Below are 19,008 nucleotides of genomic sequence, written 5' to 3'. Positions count from 1 at the left end.
ATTATATTATCTAAGGAGGAATTTAAAAAATGACAAACATTAATGCAGGAGATACAGCATTAGTACTTATAAGTGCAGCATTAGTATGCTTAATGACTCCAGGATTAGCATTTTTTTATGGAGGGTTGGTAAGAAAGAAGAATGTTCTAACCATTATGATGCAAAATTTTATATCTATGGGCATAGTGACATTTATATGGGTATTCGGAGGCTTTAGCTTAGCATTTTCAGGAGATATTGGAGGAATTATAGGAAATTTTAAGTATTTTGTATTAAATGGAGTTGGAATGGCTCCTAATTCTAGTTATGGTCCAACTATACCGTTTCTTGCCTTTTTTGTTTATCAAGAAATGTTTGCAGTAATAACACCTGCTCTTATTACAGGAGCTTTTGCAGATAGGGTTAACTTTAAAAGTTATTTAAAAATCCTAGCTCTATGGAGCATATTTGTATACGTACCAGTGACTCATTGGATATGGGGAGGAGGATTCCTTGCTAAATTAGGTGTAGTAGATTTTGCTGGAGGAATTGTTGTTCATGTAACAGCAGGTATAGCAGCATTGGTTTCAGTTATATATGTAGGGAAAAGAAAAATACTTTCAGAGGAAAGTACAGCTCCTCATAATATAGCCTATGTAGCTTTAGGTACAGGATTATTATGGTTTGGATGGTTTGGATTTAATGGAGGAAGTGCTTTAGCAGCTAATGGAATTGCAGCAATAGCATTTGCAAATACAGATATAGCTGGTTCAGTAGCTATGATAATGTGGCTTTTAATATCTTGGGCACATGAAAAGAAGCCAAGTATGATTGGAGCCTTAACTGGTGCAGTGGCTGGTCTTGCAACAGTAACACCTTGTGCTGGATATATAGAGCCATGGGCAGCAGTAATAGTAGGATTGCTTTCAGCAATTGTGTGTTATGCAGCAGTACAATTAAGAGAAAAATTGGATTTAGATGATGCACTAGACGTTTGGGGAGTACATGGAGTAGGTGGAATTCTTGGTTCAATACTTGTAGGAGTATTTGCAAGTAAATCAGTAAATGGAATCAATGGTTTAGTGTATGGTAATGCACATCAATTTTATGTACAGTTAGCAGGTGTTGGAATAGTAGCTATTTACACTTGTGTGGTAACTTTTGCAATATTTAAGATTGTAGACGTATTTGACCCTGTAAGAGTTAATGAAAAAATAGAAATAGAGGGTCTTGATGAAGGAATACTTGGTGAAGTAGCATATGATTTTGACCTAAAATAACTTGATAAAAGCTTCTTGAGTCTTTTGGACTTAAGAAGCTTTTATTGACATCAAATGGAAGAATGTATAGTATAAAGGTATATTAAATTATTAAGGGGGATATAATATGTCAAGTGTTAATGTTAGCTTACAAGTGCTTCCAGTTGTAAAGGAAAAAGATTTGTATGGAGTAGTGGATAAAGTTATAGAATATATAGATTATTGCGGTGTAAAGTATGAAGTTGGTCCTATGGAGACTACTATGGAAGGTGAAATGAATGAGCTTTTAGAAATAGTGAAAAAAGCGCAGGAAATATGTGTGGAGAATGGTGCTGAAAGAGTTATGTCTGTAGTAAAGATAGATTATAAAAGTGAAGGCGTTACTATAGATGAAAAAGTGAATAAATATAGAAAATAAGTATATAATTTTAGGTGACTTTCTTAATTATTTATGGAAGTCATTGTTTTTTTTATACATACATTTAATAAATATGAATAAAATGCATTGAAAAACAGAGAATTATAAGTTAAAATCATAGTAAATATATTTATTGTATGGTGGTGAGACCATGAAGAAGGTAACTCTTATTAATGATTGCAAGTTCCAAAGCATTATTATGAAAGATATGCTAAATGACCTTGGTTATGAAGTTAATCTTACAAATGAATATGGAGCTTTGGCTAAAATAAAAAAAATCAATCCAGATATAGTTATATGTAATTTAATTATGAAAAACATAACTGGAGAAAAGCTTATAAAAAATATAAAAGATATAAATAAGAATGTAATATGTATACTGTCTTCAGCTAATGAAATAAAGCTAGAAGATTATTCTAAAGAGTATATTAATGAAGTTATTCACGTGCCTATAGAAAAAGAAAAATTAGAAATTATTTTAGAAAAATTTTCAAATAAACCTGATGACTCTAATAATTTACAGTTTTCCAATAATGTTGGGTTTTCTTTTTGCCCATATTGTGGACAAAAATTAGAAGGTTCAAAGAAAGATTTTTCGTTCTGTCCTTTTTGTGGACAAAAATTAAAATGACGGAATAAAGATCCGTCATTTTTACTATGATAAGTTTCCCCATTCTTCATATAAATTGTCTAGTTGCTTTTGGGAATCTACTAATTGTTTGTTTATAGATTCACTTTTATCAAAGTCCGAATAAACCTCTTCTAAACAAAGCTGTTGTTGGAGCTGTTCTATTAAATCTTCCATATTAGCAATTTCATTTTCAATATTTTTTATTTTTAAGTTTTTTTCTTTTTGTATTTTTTCAAGATCTCTTTTTTTCTTCTTTTCATGTTGTACTTGAGTTTTTGTTTTGCCTGAATTTTCTTCTTCTTCTTGAAATCTCAATGGATTTTTTTTCTTTTCAATATAATAAGTATAATTACCTAAATATTCTTTTGCACCATCTTCTACTAACTCATATATTTTATTTATAACTTTATTTAAGAAATATCTATCATGGGATATAACAAGAACAGTACCATCATAGCTTAATATAGCCTTTTCTAAAGCTTCACGAGACATTATATCTAAGTGGTTTGTAGGTTCATCTAATAATAAAAAGTTGGATTTAGAAAGCATTAATTTTAATAAATTAATTCTACATTTCTCACCACCACTTAAAGAACCTATTTTTTTAAATACATCATCTCCTGTAAAAAGAAAAGCAGCTAATGAATTTCTAACTTGGGTTGTGGTCAGTTCGGGAAAATCGTCCCACACTTCATCTATTACGGTCTTATCATCATCAAGATTAGATTGTTCTTGATCATAATAACCAATAAAAACATTTTTGCCCAATACTGAAAATCCTGAATCAGCTTTAATGGTATTCATTATTATTTTAAATAATGTAGTTTTTCCTCTTCCATTCTCTCCTATAAGAGCTGTCTTCTCACCTTTTTTAATATCTAAGAAAAGATTGTTGAATAAAGATTTTTCGCCAAAACTTTTGCTTAAATTTTCTATGTGAAGAACGTCATTACCACTTTTTATGCTAGTTTCAAACTCAACATGACCAAGTTGTTCTTCTTTATCTGGCGCTTTTACTCTTTCTATTTTATCTAATGATTTTTGTCTACTTTCAGCAGCTTTTATGCTCTTTTCCCTATTAAAGGATCTATATTTTTCTATTATGGCTTCTTGTCTTTTAATTTCAGCTTGCTGTAAGTTATATGCTTTTAATTGTATCTCATAATTTTTTTCTTTTAGATCTAAAAAAGTAGTATAATTTCCATTGTAACAATTTATATGACCATTTATAAGTTCTATAGTTTTTGAAGTTATAGCATCTAAAAAATATCTGTCATGGGAAATAACTATTACTGTACCTTTATAACTTTTCAAGTATTCCTCAAGCCATTCTATAGCATCCAAATCCAGATGGTTTGTAGGTTCATCTAGAAGCAAAATTTCAGGATTAATTAATAACAGTTTACAAAGAGCAACTCTAGTCTTTTGACCACCACTTAAAATATTTATTGGTTTACTAAAATCATCTTCTAAAAAGCCTAGTCCTTTTAAGACCCTAGACACTTCTCCCTTATAAGTATATCCACCTCTATTGGTGTATAATTCAGAACACATAGTGTAATCTTTAATTATTTTATTATGATATTCTTCTTTTTCGGGATCATAGGGGTCATTCATTAAATTTTCTAATTTTTGTAATTTGTTTTCTAGAGCTAATAGATCTTTAAAAACTGTAAACATTTCTTCTTGAATAGTGTTATTTGAATCTAAAGATAAATGCTGTGCTAAATAGCCTATAGTTTTATTTTTATCTATAAATAGTTCTCCAGAATCCTGTTCTAGTTGATTTGTTATAATTTTAAAAAGTGTGGATTTTCCAGCACCATTTGGTCCTATGAGTCCAACTTTCTCGCTTTCATTTATATTAAAAGTTACATTTTCAAGTATAACATCTATTCCATAACTTTTATGAATATCTTTACAACTTAAAACAACCATAATCTCACCTTCCTTAATCATTAATATTTTACTATGTTAAATGAATTTTTTGTAGTCTAATTTCATAAATTATTATATAACTAGTGTTTTGTTAAACAACTAATAAAAAGTAATAAAATTATAAAAAATCATAAATTAGAAAAATAAACTATTGACATACTGCATACTTAAATAATACTATAAAGAGTAGGAGAAGAAAAAGAATTAGTATGTTAATTGTATAACAAAATATTCATGGAAAGTTGTTTTCACGTTGTATTATAAATTTTTAAATGCAATTATAGAAACAAATGTAATAGAAAATATATATATAATAAGAGGTGCTGTATGGATAAGAAAAAAAATATATCAATGGCTGTAATAAAAAGGTTGCCTAAATACTATAGATATTTAGGAGAGTTAATGAAGAATGATGTTGATAGAATATCATCAAAAGAGTTAAGTGAGAAGATAGGGTTTACCGCTTCACAAATAAGACAAGATTTAAATTGTTTTGGAGATTTTGGTCAACAAGGATATGGATATAATGTAACAGAACTGCATGGCCAAATAGGTAATATACTTGGACTTACTAAGCCGTACAAAACTGTAGTAGTAGGTGCAGGAAACATAGGGCAGGCTATATCAAATTATACTAGGTTTGAAAAAACTGGGTTTAACTTAGATGCTATATTTGATATAAATCCTAAATTAATTGGTATAAGAATACGTGATATAGAAATAAAGGATATAGATTATTTACCAAGTTATTTGAAAGAGAATCCTACAGAAATTGGAATAATATGTGTTCCAGCTAATAGTGCTCAAAAAGTATGTGATACTTTAGTAAAGAATGGTGTTAAAGGAATATGGAATTTTGCACCTGTAGATTTAGTTATACCAGATGACGTGAAAGTAGAAAATGTACATTTAAGTGATAGCCTATTGACATTAACTTGTCTTTTAAATGATGGCGATATCGATAATGAATAAGCAGGGTTTAGATTTAAAAAAAGATAATAATTGAAATTTTTATTTCAATTATTATCTTTTTTTAAGTTTAATAATTAACAAAGTTATAGTTGATTTATGTCACATATAGTCGTTATTAAATTTAAATGTTTAAATTTTATATAGTAAATATTATTTAGAACTAGTTAACCTCCCTATTACATCTACTTATATTTTCAAAATAAAACCAAAAAATGTATAAATAAATAAAAGCAGGTTGTATTTTTATGAATCCTATAGAATATAAGGTATAAATTAATATAATATGCATTATTTGTTATTTAGTTATGCAATTTGTATAATGAATGTGATATAATAATATGTATAAATTCGTATAATTAAAAAACATTTACCAATGGGGGGAATAAAATGTATAAAATTGTTGACAAAAGGGAATTAGCTCCTAATATATTTCTAATGGACATAGAAGCACCAAGAGTTGCAAAGTCCGCTAAACCAGGACAATTTGTAATAGTTAAAATGGACGAAAAAGGTGAAAGAATACCTCTTACTATTTGTGACTATGATGCTCAAAAGGGTACTGTAACTATAGTATTCCAGACACTTGGTGGATCAACACAAAAAATGGCTGATTATGAAATTGGACAAACATTTAGAGATTTTGTAGGACCTTTAGGACAACCTACGGATTTAGTAAACGAAAGCATAGAAGAATTAAAAAAGAAAAATATAATATTTGTAGCTGGAGGAGTAGGAGCAGCACCAGTATATCCTCAAGTTAAATGGCTTCATGAGCATGGAATTAATGCAGATGTAATAGTTGGATGTAAGTCAAAAGAATATTTGCTGTTGGAAGAAGAAATGAAATCGGTATCAGGAAGCTTATATATAGCAACTGATAACGGAACTTATGGATATAAAGGCTTTGTTACAGATTTATTAACCGAGCTTATTGAAAAAGAAGGAAAAAAATATGATCATGTAGTGGCAATAGGTCCTATGATCATGATGAAATTTATATGTAAGGTTACAAAAGGTTTTGGTATTAAAACTATAGTAAGCTTAAATCCAATAATGGTAGATGGTACAGGTATGTGTGGAGCTTGTAGAGTTACTGTTGGAGGAGAAACTAAATTTGCTTGTGTAGATGGACCAGAATTTGATGGTCATCTAGTTGATTTTGAAGAAGCTATGAGAAGACAGAGATTGTATAAAACAGAAGAAGGAAAGTCATTAATGGAAGAGCAGGAAAGAAAAGAAGGACATGTATGTCATGTAGGATTGGATGGTGACAAATAATGGACAACGAAAAAATGAAAAGAGTACCAGTAAGAGAGCAAGATCCAAAGGTTAGAGCTCATAATTTTCAGGAAGTTTGTTTAGGATATGATAAAGAAGAAGCTGTAAAAGAAGCTTCAAGATGTTTGCATTGTAAAAAACCTATGTGTGTATCTAAATGTCCAGTATCTATAAATATACCAGAGTTTATAGAACATGTTAAAAGTGGAGAATTTGAAGAAGCTGCTAAGACTATAGCTAAATCTAGTGCACTTCCAGCTGTATGTGGAAGAGTATGTCCTCAAGAAAGCCAATGTGAAGGAAAATGTGTACTTGGAATAAAAGGAGAGGCAGTAGCTATAGGAAAGCTTGAAAGATTTGTAGCAGATTATTCAAGAGAAAACAATGTAGATCTATCAGAAAAAGAAACTAGTAATGGCAAAAAGGTTGCAGTAATAGGCAGTGGTCCTTCAGGGCTCACTTGTGCAGGAGATTTAGCTAAACTAGGTTATGATGTAACTATATTTGAAGCTTTACATGAAGCAGGTGGAGTTTTAGTTTATGGAATACCAGAATTTAGACTTCCAAAGGAAACTGTAGTTAAACATGAAGTAGAAAATGTTAAAAAATTAGGTGTTAAGATAGAAACTAATGTAATTATAGGAAGAACTGTAACTATAGATGAACTTATAGATGAAGAAGGCTTTGATGCCGTGTTCATAGGTTCAGGTGCAGGATTGCCAAAGTTTATGGGAATACCAGGTGAAAACTTAAATGGAGTATTCTCAGCAAATGAATTCTTAACAAGAAATAACTTAATGAAAGCCTTTAGAGAAGAATATGACACACCTATAAAGGCAGGCAAAAAGGTTGCTGTAGTAGGTGGAGGAAATGTTGCTATGGATGCTGCAAGAACAGCATTAAGGTTAGGTGCAGAAGTACACATAGTTTACAGAAGATCAGAATCAGAACTTCCAGCTAGAGTAGAAGAAGTACATCATGCAAAAGAAGAAGGTATAATTTTTGACCTTCTTACAAATCCAGTAGAAGTAGTGGGAGATGAAAATGGCTGGGTTAAAGGCATGAGATGTGTAAAAATGGAGCTTGGAGAGCCAGATGCATCAGGTAGAAGAAGACCTGTAGAAATTCCAGGTTCAGAGTTCGAAATGGAGATAGATACCATGATAATGTCTCTTGGAACATCACCAAATCCATTGATATCTTCAACTACTAAAGGATTAGAAATTAATAAGAGAAAATGCATAGTAGCAGAAGAGGAAACAGGCTTAACTTCAAGAAAAGGAGTATATGCTGGTGGAGATGCTGTAACAGGCGCTGCAACAGTAATACTTGCTATGGGAGCTGGAAAGAAAGCTGCTAATGCTATACATGAGTATTTGAGTAAATAAATATATACAATTAAATATACATGATTTAAATAGTAGAAATTGAGTGAATGAACTCATTTCTACTATTTTTTTATACTCTTTTTGAAGAAGTTTAACTTTTATTAACGTGGTTATAGATGCCTTTTAAACAAAATAATAAATTTTATGTTATTAGAAAATCAAAAATAAGAAGTATATTTTCACAATTTGATATATATATTTATACTAGCAACTGGTTATAAAAAACAAATGTTTATATAGGGGGTAAGTAAAATGTATGAAATTCTAGAGAAAAAGGAGCTAGCAGAAAATGTTTTTTCAATGGATATAAGGGCACCAAGAGTTGCAAAATCAGCTAAGCCAGGACAATTTGCAATACTAAGAGCAGATGAAAGAGCTGAAAGAATACCTCTTGCAATTTGTGACTATGATACTGAAAGAGGAAGTGTAAATATAGTATTTCAGGTAAATGGTACTTCAACAAAAAAAATAGCTGAGTATGAAAAAGGCCAAGCCTTTGCCGATTTTGCAGGACCTTTGGGACAACCATCGAAATTAGTGAATGAAAATTTAGAAAATTTGAAAAATAACAGAATGTTATTTATAGCGGAAGGAATAGGGGTGGCATCAGTATATCCTGAAGTTAAATGGCTGCATGAACGTGGAATTAATGCGGATGTAATAGTTTCATGCAAATCAAAAAAAGATTTGATAATGGAAAAAGAATTTAGAACAATATCAACTAGTTTATATATATCAACAGATGACGGAAGTTATGGATATAAAGGTTGCAGCATAGATTTACTAAAGGAATTGGTTGAAAAAGAAAGAAAAAAGTATGATTACGTTATAGCTATGGCGTCTATGGATATGATGAGAAATATATGTAGGGTTACACAGGAGCTAGGTATTAAAACTATAGTAAGTTTAAAATCCATAATGGTAGATGGTATAGGAATGTGTGGATCTTGTAGGGTTACTGTTAGTGGAGAAACTAAATTTGCATGTATAGATGGACCTGAATTTGATGGCCATTTAGTTAATTTTGAAGAGGCTATTAGAAGACAAACCATGTACAAAACAGAAGAAGGAAAAGCATATATGGATCAACAAGAAAAGGAAGAGGGACATGTATGTCATGTAGGATTAGAACATCATAAGTAATAGTAAAAATCAGAGATATTGAAGTTTTAAGAAACAGCTAAAATAACAGCTGTTTCTGAGTTTATTTAATATGTAAAAGGAGTGATAACATATGACTAGTGAATGTGATAAGAAAATTGATTTATCGTTGATGGACAAGGTGTTTGACAAGTATTATAAAGGGAATGGAAACATTGTAAGTATGCTGCAGGATGCTCAAGATATATATGGTTACTTGCCTCTTGATGTGTTAAAAGCTATTGCAGATAAGACTGGTAATAAGAGAACAAAGGTATATGGAGTTGCCACTTTTTACTCACAATTTAGATTAAATCCAAGAGGAAAGTATATGATTCTCCAATGCCAAGGAACAGCTTGTCATGTAAACAATTCTGAGGTAATAGGAAATGCTATTTGTGATGAATTAGGTATTAATCCAGGGGAGACAAGTAGTGATGGAATGTTTTCTTTTGAACACGTTGCATGTCTTGGATGTTGTAGTCTTGCACCGGTAATAATGATTAATGGCGAGGCGTATGGAAATTTAACTCCAGATAAAGTAAGGAAGATAATTCGTGATATATATGCTAGAGAAAAAGAGGAGGCTATTTAAAATGAAGATTAGGATAGGATTTGGCAGCTGTGGTATTGCTGCAGGAGCCAAAAAAGTTAAAGATAAACTTGAAGCTATAATTGATGAAAATAAATTAAAGGTTGATGTTTCAATTACAGGATGTATAGGTATGTGTTTTTATGAACCTATAGTGGATGTTATTGATGATAATGGTGTGTTTAGTTATGGAAATGTTACACCAGAATTAGTACAGGAAATAGTTGAAAAGCATATCATCAAGGGAGAACCAGTTTATGATTATATAGTATCTACTGATAAAGAACCATATACCCAGCTAAAAAATCAAGTCAGGATTGTTTTAAAAAATTGTGGAATAATCAATCCTGAAAAGATAGAACAATATATTGATAAGGATGGTTATAAAGCTCTTAATAGAGTAGTAAAAGAAATGACTCCTAATGAGGTTATAGAAGAAGTAAAGATAGCTGGATTAAGAGGTAGAGGAGGAGCGGGCTTTCCTACCTGGTTTAAATGGGATGCAGCTAGAAAATCTAAGGGAGAAGACAAATATGTAGTGTGTAATGCTGATGAGGGAGATCCAGGAGCATTTATGGATAGAAGTGTTTTGGAAGGAGATCCACATGCAGTTCTTGAAGGTATGGCCATTGCAGGTTATGCAATAGGAGCAAAAAAAGGATATATATATGTTCGTGCGGAGTATCCACTAGCAATAGAAAGACTTAAAATAGCAATCAAACAGGCAAGGGAAAAGAGTTACCTAGGAAAAAGTATAATGGGTTCAAGTTTTGACTTTGATATATTAATTAAAACAGGAGCAGGAGCTTTTGTATGCGGAGAAGAAACAGCATTAATTGCATCTCTAGAGGGTGAAAGAGGCATGCCAAGATTAAAACCACCCTTCCCAGCTCAATCAGGATATTTTGGAAAGCCAACAAATATAAACAATGTTGAAACCTATGCTAATGTTCCTTGGATATTAGTACATGGTGGTAAGGCATTTGCAGCATATGGCACGGAAAAGAGTAAAGGAACTAAGGTATTTGCTTTAGCAGGAAAAATTAAGAATGGTGGGTTAGTTGAAGTGCCAATGGGAATGACTTTGAGAGAAGTTATATATGGTATAGGCGGAGGAATAAAAGGTGATAAGGAATTCAAGGCAGTTCAGATGGGAGGACCTTCTGGAGGATGTATACCACGAAAATTACTTGATACACCTGTTGATTATGAGTCAATAAACAAAACTGGTGCCATTATGGGTTCAGGTGGTATGGTTGTAATGGATGAAAATACATGTATGGTAGATATGGCCAGATTCTTCCTTGACTTTACTTGTAAAGAATCCTGTGGAAAATGTATATATTGTAGAATAGGTACAAAGAGAATGCTTGAGATACTTAAAAAAATATGTTCAGGAGAGGGAAGTACTGAAGATATTGATATACTCGAAGAATTGTGTATAAGTGTTAAAGATGGATCACTATGTGGACTAGGACAAACTACACCTAATCCTATTCTTACAACATTAAAATATTTTAAGGATGAATATATAGCACATATAAAGGATCATAAGTGTCCGGCTAAGCAATGTAAGAAGCTTTTAACCTATAGTATTTCTTCTGATGTTTGTAAAGGATGTACCCTATGTGCAAGAAAATGTCCAGCACAAGCTATTGAAGGTGAAACTAAAAAAGCACACAAAATAGATCAACAAAAGTGTATAAAGTGTGGCAATTGTATGACAGTATGTAAATCTAATGCTGTTATGGTGGAGTAAAAAGGGGGCGGCATAGGAATATGATTAGAATAAATATAAATAATAGAGAATTAACTGTTGAGGAAGGGACAAACATATTAAAAATAGCTACAGATAATGGAATAAAGATTCCAAATCTTTGTTATGATGGAAGAATGAAACCTTATGGAGCGTGTGGATTATGTGTTGTTGAAATAGAAGGAATACCAAAACTACAGAGAGCATGTTCAACAAAAGCAGTAGATGGGATGATAATAAAAACTAATACGGCAAGAACATTAGCAGCTAGAAAGGTAGCTTTTGAATTAATAGCGTCAGATCATAGGGGGGATTGTAGACCACCATGTGTAAATGCATGTCCAGCACATACAGACTGCCAAGGATATGTTGGGTTAATTGCTAATGGTCAGTATGAAGAAGCAATTAAACTTGTTAAAGATGTTGTTGCTTTACCAGCAAGTATAGGTAGAGTATGTCCACATCCTTGCGAAACAGCATGCAGACGTCAAAATGTTGATGAATCAATCGCAATTGCTGATCTTAAAAGATTTCTTGGAGATATAGATATAAAGAATGGAACATTTGTACCAGAAGTTAAAGAAAAGACAGGCAAAAAAATTGCTGTTGTAGGAAGTGGGCCTGCGGGAATATCTTGTGCATATTTTCTTGCCATGGAAGGTCATCAGGTTTGCATATATGAAAGTATGCCTCATCCAGGTGGAATGTTAAGATATGGCATACCAGAATATCGTTTGCCAAAAGATATATTGGATGCTGAAATAAATACATTAGTAAAAATGGGCGTGGAAATTAAGTGCAATGTTAAACTTGGAGAAGATATAAGTATAAAATATCTTAAAAAGTCATATAATGCTGTGTTTATAGCAATTGGTGCTTGGTCAAGCTCAAGTATTGGATGTAAAGGCCAGGATATGGAAGGTGTTCTTGGTGGTATAGATTTTCTGAGAAAGGCTACACAATCGGAAAAAATATATATGGGCAGTAAAGTTATAGTTATAGGCGGAGGAAATACCGCTATGGACGTAGCTAGAACAGCAGTGAGACTTGGAGCAGATTATGTACAAGTTTTATATAGAAGGACAAGAAATGAAATGCCTGCGGAAGATGTTGAAATTGTTGAAGCAGAAGAAGAAGGTGTTAAGTTTAATTATCTTGTAGCACCTATAGAAATTACAGGTGACGGAAATAGAGCAAATAATGTAAGGTGTCAGAGAATGAGACTTGGAGAGCCAGATGCATCAGGAAGAAGAAAACCAGAACCTATTTTTGGAGAAGAGATTTCCTTTGAATCAGATCTTGTTATATCAGCTATTGGACAAAGGGTAAATGCAGAATCCGTAAAGGAATTAACAACCACTAAAAAAGGAAACATTTTAGTTGATGAAAATACCTTTGAAACAAATATTGAAGGAGTATTTGCTGGAGGAGAAGCAGCTACTGGTCCAAAGATAGCTATTGAAGCTATAGCTCAAGGAAAAAATGCAGCAAAAGTAATCCATAGTTATTTAAATGGAAAAATAACACCAGTTGTTTATCCAAATTATATAGTTCAAGATGATCTGTGCGAAAAAGATTTTGAGGGACATGAAAAGCAAAGCAGGGAACATCAGGTAATGGTGAAGGCAGATAAGAGAAAACTTAGTTTTGCTCCAATATCTGAAACATTTACAGAAGAAGCTGCACTAAGAGAAGCTTCAAGATGTCTTGAATGTGGATGTCATGATTACTTTGAATGTAAGCTTGTAAATTATATAGAAGATTATAATGTAGATACTAAAAAAATATCTGGAGAAAAACATAAGAGGAAAGAAGAACAAAATCACCCATTTATAGAAAGGAATCCTGATAAGTGTATATTATGTGGCCAATGCGTAAGAGCTTGTGAAGAGTTTATAGGAATAACAGCTATAGGACTAGAGAAAAGAGGATTTGATTCTAAGGTAATTCCAGAATTTAATTTACCTCTTGAAGAAAGTTCATGCATATCTTGTGGTCAGTGTGTAGATGTATGCCCAACAGGAGCATGTATGGAAAAACAAGCTGTAAAAAAACAAGTTCCAGTAAATTTGGACAATGTAAAATCTGTATGTAATTACTGTGGAGTGGGATGCAATCTAGTACTTCAAACTAAGGGAAATCTTGTGTTTAAATCTTTACCTGATAGAAGTAAGGAAGAAGGACTATTATGCGTTAATGGTAGGTTTGGAATAAACTTCATTAATGATGGAAATGGTATAAAAGCACCTGTTGTAAGGAGAGAAAATAGTAGTACTGAGGTTACTTTAAAAGAGGCATTAACGCTTATTTCAAAAAATCTTCAATTAATTAGAGGACAATACGGAAGTAATAGTATAGCAATTCTTACATCGCCTAGGTTTACCAATGAAGAAGCCTTTGTGATTAAGAAAATTGCAGATAAGCTTGATACTGAATTTGTTGGTTCATTGGCTATGGATGAAGCTTCAGGAATGGAAAGTGTACTTGGTTATAATGCGTCATCAAATAGTTATGGAGAATTATATAGTACTGATTTAATAGTTTCTGTAGGAAATGTAGATGAAAATCACCCTATAATGGCTGTAAAAATGAAATATGCAGCACAGAAAAAAGCTAAACTTGTATCTATAAGTAGCGCTGAAACTAGAATGGAAGAGTATGCAGATGTTTCAATAAAGCTTCATAATAGTGTAGAGTTCTTAAAATCCTTTATTAAAGCTTTATTTAAAGGCGGATATGTAAAAGAAGCTGAAGTTGAAAAGAAAGCTGTTAATCTTCAGAAATTATGGGATTTTGTAAAAGACTGTGCTGATAATGAAGAAGCAAATAAACTTGCTAAGATGTATGGGGAAGCTAAAAAGGCAATAATAGTTGCTGATGATGATATGGTTACTGCTGATGGTTATAAATTATTAGCAGATGCTGCAGTAATAACAGGTAAGATAGGAAAAGCACATAGTGGAATAATTACTGTACGTTCTAACAGTAATTATCAAGGGTTTATAGATATGGGTATAAAAGCTAGCGGAAAGTCAATACTTGAACAAATAGAAGAAGGAAAAATAAAGGCTGCAGTTATCATTGGTGAAGACCCAGTGGGAGCTGATGAAAATACTACTCAGATTTTGAAAAAGCTAAAATTTATAGCAACCTTTGATATGTTTATGACTGATACAGCATTGATGTCAAATGTGGTTGTTCCAATAGCAAGCTTTGCTGAATCTGAAGGTACATTTACTAGATCAGATAGAAAAATACAAAAAATTGTTCCAGCTGTACATGTTGATTATAGAAAAACTGTATTTGATAACATGTCGAAATTAGCACAGTATTTGGATATAAATATTAAAAATTTAAAACAAGCTGTAGAAATGATTTCTTGGGAAATACCAGAGTATAGTGGATTAAATGATGTTAATGTTGAAATGGAAGATGTTTATACACTAAATACAATATCAAATACTTATGGTATTCAAGTCCTTTATACAGATGGATTTAATAAGGAAGATAAAAAAGCTGTTTTGAGTTTACCAGAAAGTGATGTAATGTTTACAAATAAAAAAGTTTATGATTCTATTAAAATGAAATTTGATGATTATTTAAAAAAGTATTATAGTTACAGGATAAAAATTTAATAAAATAATTTGTTTATAAAAAATAGCTGCATTAATCTTAATTAATGTGGCTTTTTTAGATAATTTTAACGAAGTCAAGATTATAAGATTTTTGATGAATATAATACTATTAGTATTAATAATTTTAATTGAGTTAAACTAGAATTCCTTAATTTATGAGAAAATTATTTTTGTTTCTTATGGTAGAAAAAAAGTATACTATGCATGTTATAATTAATAAAAAGTATAGAAATGAAGTGAATTGATGAATATTGAGATACTTATAAATACACATGGAACTTATATTTTTAATTATGCACTAAAATTATCTTGTGATCCTCATGCTGCAGAAGATTTAGTACAAGAAACATTTGTTAATGCATGGCTAAAAATTGAGACTTTAGAAAATTCAAATGCAATTAGAGCTTGGCTTAGAAAAATATGTTTTAATAATTTTCTTATGAAACAAAGAAAAAACAATGGATATAGTGAATTGCCTTATGAGGATATAAATCTTCTTGAAAAAGAAGAACGCCTATTTGTGAATAATACTCCCAAACCTGAAGATGAATTAGTTGTAGAAGAAGCTATTAGGGATCTACAAAATGGTTGCTTCCTTGCTATGGTAAGACGTCTCACATTGCATCAACGAATAGCATTTTCGCTAATTGATATGTTTGGGTTATCTTTAGAAGAAGTTTCAGAAATAATTGGTATATCAAAAGGTGCCACAAAGGGTCTTCTTTACCGTGCTCATATGAACCTAGATTCATTTTTTAGTAGCCATTGTAATATTTTGGATGTAAACAACCCTTGCAGTTGCAAAGCTTGGATTGAATTTTCTAAGACTCGGGATAATTTGCAAAAAAATTCTCATAAACTAATAACAAAATTAGATTACACTAAATCAAATTATGTTTTTAATGCTGAAGTACGTGGAAAGATAAACTTCTTATATAAAAATATGCCAGATAAAAAACCTTCAAAAGAATGGTATGAAAAAGTTATTAATATAATAAGTAAAATGTATATTAGTAAAAATTAAATAAAAATTTTACATAAAACGTGACTTCCTCATTTTTCATGCATCTATATAAGTGAAAAGAAATATTTTTATCCGATCGCTACCAGTGCTAATACCACATCTTCTTCAAGCTGGGGATAATCACTGTTACGCGTCTGGATAAGTTCTTCTAAGACTCAGATGGGCAAAATGCTTAAATGGCATTTTACGAGCTTTTGCTCAGGTAAGAGGTATTCCTCACAAGCAAACTCCACCTGAGTCTAAGAATCACTTGATGGAATAATAGGAGGAATTGTAATGAATAATTATGAACAAGCAATAAGAGATTTAGCTCCTTGCGGAAATGATTGCTCAAGGTGTGCAAGCTATGAAAATGGTAAAGTAGTACTATTAAGTAAAGAACTTAATGAGAATTTGGTGAACTTTGAAAATATGGCTAAAAAAATAAAAGATAGTATGCCTATATTTAATCATTATGAAGAATTTTTAGCAATTTTAGAGCACTTTTCAAAAGGAAGTTGTCCAGGATGCCGCTTTAGTGATAAGCCTATCTGTCAGTGCAGTATAAATAAATGTCACAAAAAAGAAAAAGTAGATTTTTGTTTTCAATGCTCTAAATATCCATGTAATCCTACAATGTACAGTGAATCTCTTTCTAAAGTATGGAAGAAAAATAATGACGATATGAAAAATGTTGGTATAGAAAATTTCTATAGTGCGCAGAAAGAAAAAACAAGGTATTAACTCAATATTTAAAAATCATTATATTAAGTAATGTTTTGTGATATATAAATTCAGAATATATATAATAATAGTTATTTAAAAAAATTAAATATTAAGTTATAATTTAAGAAAAGATTAAAAGGAGTGTTAAAAAATGTTAAAGGATACAGTTAGAAAGTATTATGCTGAAGAATATAATTTAAATTGTGCAGAAACTATGATATATGGTGCAAATGAAGAATACAACATGCAGCTTGATAAAAAAACATTAAAAACTATGGCTGCTTTTGGAGGCGGTATGGGTATTGAAAGTACATGTGGGGTGATAACTGGTTCTTTAGCTGTACTTGGAATATTATTTACCAAAGTAAGAGCTCACGAAAGTGAAAAAATAAAACAATTATCACAAGAATTTTTTCAAAAATTTCAGGAAAAACTAGGTACTAGTGAATGTGCGACATTGAAAGAAAAGTATAGAAATGATGAAATCAGATGTATTATTATGGTTGATACAGCATCGGAGATATTAGAAGAAATTGTGGAAAGAGAAATGAAGGCTGAAGGTTAAAGAAAAATATTTAGCCGTATAGAATAAAAATTATGCGATGTAAGATGCAGTAGAAGTTTAGATTTTAACTTTTACTACGTGATATATGATAAGTGTGTCCTCACTGCTAAATATTTTAAGCAGAGAGCCAAAATCTATGATTTTGTGCGAATCGCTTACTCCTCTGAGGAAACGAAGAGGAGTTTCTAATTTAAAATAAAGCTCAAAGATTTGGAAAGCCTAAGAACTTTGTCAAACTCGGTTCCCTCAAACAGGACTAAAGTTCTAAGGCTTTCAAAAATTTCAAGCTAAGAATAATACTAAAACAATTTAGCTAATGTGAGGACACACTTACCATATATCACTGCATAAAAGTTAAAATCTAAACTAATAACTTCAAATATACACATAAAATTATATTGCTATAGGTAATTTTGGTAATTCAAAATTATATTTAGTTATAACTTATAACGCTTAAAATTAAGGCGGAGCCTGCTGCTGTACTAATATATTTAGTTTAAAGAACAGCTTTTTTTATTTTATGGAAATACCTCGAAAGAGATTGATTATTTAGGTAGTTGAAAAGTATGTATAAGTTGGGTAATAAGTATTATAAAAGTTACCTCGCTTACATTCACTTGTGTCGCAATGTGCTCATTTTGTAACAATATAAAAGATTAAGAATAGGGGTGTTAAAATGGACTTTAGTTCTGTAGAATCATTTGAAAATGGGGTAATAGTAAAGGATGTTAAAAATTTTGAACTTACTCATATATTTGATTGTGGACAGTGTTTTAGATGGCATAGACAAAAGAATGGTAATTACATAGGGGTAGCTTATGGAAAGGTAATAGAAATAGAAAAGAAAGAAGACGATGTTATAATTCATAATACTTGTAAGGAAGACTTTGATAAAATATGGATCAATTATTTTGATTTAGATAGGGATTACTCTGAGATAAAAAATTTGTTGAGTGAAGATCCAATATTAACCACTTCGGTGAATTTTGGTTATGGTATAAGATTATTGAAACAAGAACCTTTTGAAATAATAGTATCCTTTATAACATCTGCGAATAATAGGATACCTATGATAAAAAGAGCGATTGAAAATATAAGTTCTAAATGGGGAGAAAAATTAGAATATAAGAATAATACATATTATACATTTCCAACTATTGATAAGCTAAGTTCTGTTTCATTAGAGGAATTGGAAAGTTGTGGTGTTGGATTCAGAGCAAAATATATTAAGGATACAGTTAGTAATATATATACTAAAGGAAATACTGAAAACAAAGAATATGATGAGCAGTATGACATCAAGTGGATAAAGAGTCAGGAGGCAGAAAAATGCCACAAGGAACTTCAAAAGTTTATGGGAATAGGACCTAAAGTTGCGGATTGTATAATGCTTTTTTCTATGGAAAAGTATTCCGCTTTTCCTGTAGATGTTTGGGTGAAAAGAGCTATGCAGCATTTTTACTTAGCGCCAGATGTTTCTCTTAAAAAAATAAGGGAGTTTGGTATAAATAAATTTGCAAATTTAGCTGGATTTGCACAACAATATTTGTTTTATTATGCAAGAGAGAATGAAATTAAATTTGAAGAGGATTAATTAAGCACTAAATAATTTTCCTCCTAACATTGTTAAATTGGTAACATTTACACTAAAAATAACCTGATTTTGGATTGAAATATTCCAATAAATTTTGCTTTAAAATCTGTTACATTAATTTAAAAAATCTGTTA

General features: G+C 31.1%; 15 protein-coding genes. 14 read left to right on the top strand and 1 reads right to left on the bottom strand.

The window, feature by feature from the left end; translation table 11 throughout:
* The first annotated feature begins 29 nt into the window (after positions 1-29).
* The 3 genes from Q6H37_RS27110 to Q6H37_RS27100 all read left to right on the top strand — a co-directional run bounded on the left by Q6H37_RS27110 (position 30) and on the right by Q6H37_RS27100 (position 2,287).
* Positions 30-1,259, top strand: a complete 1,230-nt coding sequence (locus Q6H37_RS27110) for an ammonium transporter (RefSeq protein WP_318737978.1) — start codon at positions 30-32, stop codon at positions 1,257-1,259.
* A 106-nt stretch (positions 1,260-1,365) separates the two neighbouring features.
* A complete protein-coding gene (locus Q6H37_RS27105; RefSeq protein WP_318737977.1) occupies positions 1,366-1,656 on the top strand; it encodes a thiamine-binding protein in 291 nt (96 codons plus the stop codon).
* Positions 1,657-1,807: 151 nt separating this feature from the next.
* Positions 1,808-2,287: a response regulator gene (locus Q6H37_RS27100; protein WP_318737976.1), complete on the top strand. Its 480-nt coding sequence runs from the start codon at positions 1,808-1,810 to the stop codon at positions 2,285-2,287.
* A 24-nt stretch (positions 2,288-2,311) separates the two neighbouring features.
* Here Q6H37_RS27100 and abc-f read toward each other — a convergent pair whose 3' ends face one another.
* Positions 2,312-4,225: a ribosomal protection-like ABC-F family protein gene (gene abc-f / locus Q6H37_RS27095; RefSeq protein WP_318737974.1), complete on the bottom strand. Its 1,914-nt coding sequence runs from the start codon at positions 4,223-4,225 to the stop codon at positions 2,312-2,314.
* 327 nt (positions 4,226-4,552) lie between these two features.
* Here abc-f and Q6H37_RS27090 point away from each other — a divergent pair, with 327 nt between their 5' ends.
* The 11 genes from Q6H37_RS27090 to Q6H37_RS27040 all read left to right on the top strand — a co-directional run bounded on the left by Q6H37_RS27090 (position 4,553) and on the right by Q6H37_RS27040 (position 18,874).
* Positions 4,553-5,197, top strand: coding sequence for a redox-sensing transcriptional repressor Rex (locus tag Q6H37_RS27090; RefSeq protein WP_318737973.1), 645 nt, complete (start codon positions 4,553-4,555; stop codon positions 5,195-5,197).
* Between the two features lie 387 nt (positions 5,198-5,584).
* Positions 5,585-6,475 (top strand): sulfide/dihydroorotate dehydrogenase-like FAD/NAD-binding protein, encoded by an 891-nt coding sequence (locus Q6H37_RS27085; protein WP_318737971.1) that lies wholly within the window; start codon positions 5,585-5,587, stop codon positions 6,473-6,475.
* A complete protein-coding gene (gene gltA, locus Q6H37_RS27080; protein WP_318737969.1) occupies positions 6,475-7,863 on the top strand; it encodes an NADPH-dependent glutamate synthase in 1,389 nt (462 codons plus the stop codon). Before Q6H37_RS27085 ends, gltA begins: the two co-directional genes overlap by 1 nt.
* 252 nt (positions 7,864-8,115) lie before the next feature.
* Entirely contained in the window at positions 8,116-9,006 is an 891-nt protein-coding gene (locus Q6H37_RS27075) for a sulfide/dihydroorotate dehydrogenase-like FAD/NAD-binding protein (protein ID WP_318737968.1), read from the top strand.
* A 91-nt stretch (positions 9,007-9,097) separates the two neighbouring features.
* The gene (locus tag Q6H37_RS27070; protein WP_318737967.1) at positions 9,098-9,598 is read left to right on the top strand and encodes an NAD(P)H-dependent oxidoreductase subunit E; all 501 of its coding nucleotides are present in this window, start codon (positions 9,098-9,100) and stop codon (positions 9,596-9,598) included.
* Position 9,599: 1 nt separating this feature from the next.
* A complete protein-coding gene (locus Q6H37_RS27065) occupies positions 9,600-11,354 on the top strand; it encodes an NADH-quinone oxidoreductase subunit NuoF (protein ID WP_318737966.1) in 1,755 nt (584 codons plus the stop codon).
* 20 nt (positions 11,355-11,374) lie between these two features.
* A complete protein-coding gene (locus Q6H37_RS27060; RefSeq protein WP_318737965.1) occupies positions 11,375-14,986 on the top strand; it encodes an FAD-dependent oxidoreductase in 3,612 nt (1,203 codons plus the stop codon).
* Positions 14,987-15,230: 244 nt separating this feature from the next.
* Positions 15,231-16,010 carry an RNA polymerase sigma factor gene (locus Q6H37_RS27055; RefSeq protein ID WP_318737964.1) on the top strand — a complete coding sequence of 260 codons (780 nt, stop codon included), beginning with the start codon at positions 15,231-15,233 and terminating at the stop codon, positions 16,008-16,010.
* A gap of 276 nt (positions 16,011-16,286) precedes the next feature.
* Entirely contained in the window at positions 16,287-16,733 is a 447-nt protein-coding gene (locus Q6H37_RS27050) for a DUF3795 domain-containing protein (RefSeq protein ID WP_318737963.1), read from the top strand.
* A 133-nt stretch (positions 16,734-16,866) separates the two neighbouring features.
* Positions 16,867-17,280, top strand: a complete 414-nt coding sequence (locus Q6H37_RS27045; RefSeq protein ID WP_318737962.1) for a C-GCAxxG-C-C family (seleno)protein — start codon at positions 16,867-16,869, stop codon at positions 17,278-17,280.
* A gap of 676 nt (positions 17,281-17,956) precedes the next feature.
* Complete coding sequence (locus Q6H37_RS27040; protein ID WP_318737961.1) at positions 17,957-18,874, top strand: DNA-3-methyladenine glycosylase; 918 nt, start codon at positions 17,957-17,959, stop codon at positions 18,872-18,874.
* Positions 18,875-19,008 lie beyond the last annotated feature (134 nt).

The sequence above is a fragment of the Clostridium sp. JS66 genome (assembly GCF_033561535.1).
In the GTDB taxonomy this organism is placed as follows: Bacteria; Bacillota; Clostridia; order Clostridiales; family Clostridiaceae; genus Clostridium_AM; species Clostridium_AM carboxidivorans.
Note: the sequence above shows the minus strand (reverse complement) of the source record. Positions and strands in the feature narration are given on the sequence as shown.

Coding starts and splice junctions, on each gene's coding strand:
- Q6H37_RS27045 (WP_318737962.1), top strand. CDS start 16,867: ATGTTAAAGGATACAGTTAGAAAGTATTATGCTGAAGAATATAATTTA.
- Q6H37_RS27090 (WP_318737973.1), top strand. CDS start 4,553: ATGGATAAGAAAAAAAATATATCAATGGCTGTAATAAAAAGGTTGCCT.
- Q6H37_RS27060 (WP_318737965.1), top strand. CDS start 11,375: ATGATTAGAATAAATATAAATAATAGAGAATTAACTGTTGAGGAAGGG.
- Q6H37_RS27055 (WP_318737964.1), top strand. CDS start 15,231: ATGAATATTGAGATACTTATAAATACACATGGAACTTATATTTTTAAT.
- Q6H37_RS27100 (WP_318737976.1), top strand. CDS start 1,808: ATGAAGAAGGTAACTCTTATTAATGATTGCAAGTTCCAAAGCATTATT.
- abc-f (WP_318737974.1), bottom strand. CDS start 4,225: ATGGTTGTTTTAAGTTGTAAAGATATTCATAAAAGTTATGGAATAGAT.
- Q6H37_RS27070 (WP_318737967.1), top strand. CDS start 9,098: ATGACTAGTGAATGTGATAAGAAAATTGATTTATCGTTGATGGACAAG.
- Q6H37_RS27050 (WP_318737963.1), top strand. CDS start 16,287: ATGAATAATTATGAACAAGCAATAAGAGATTTAGCTCCTTGCGGAAAT.
- Q6H37_RS27040 (WP_318737961.1), top strand. CDS start 17,957: ATGGACTTTAGTTCTGTAGAATCATTTGAAAATGGGGTAATAGTAAAG.
- Q6H37_RS27075 (WP_318737968.1), top strand. CDS start 8,116: ATGTATGAAATTCTAGAGAAAAAGGAGCTAGCAGAAAATGTTTTTTCA.
- Q6H37_RS27110 (WP_318737978.1), top strand. CDS start 30: ATGACAAACATTAATGCAGGAGATACAGCATTAGTACTTATAAGTGCA.
- Q6H37_RS27085 (WP_318737971.1), top strand. CDS start 5,585: ATGTATAAAATTGTTGACAAAAGGGAATTAGCTCCTAATATATTTCTA.
- gltA (WP_318737969.1), top strand. CDS start 6,475: ATGGACAACGAAAAAATGAAAAGAGTACCAGTAAGAGAGCAAGATCCA.
- Q6H37_RS27105 (WP_318737977.1), top strand. CDS start 1,366: ATGTCAAGTGTTAATGTTAGCTTACAAGTGCTTCCAGTTGTAAAGGAA.
- Q6H37_RS27065 (WP_318737966.1), top strand. CDS start 9,600: ATGAAGATTAGGATAGGATTTGGCAGCTGTGGTATTGCTGCAGGAGCC.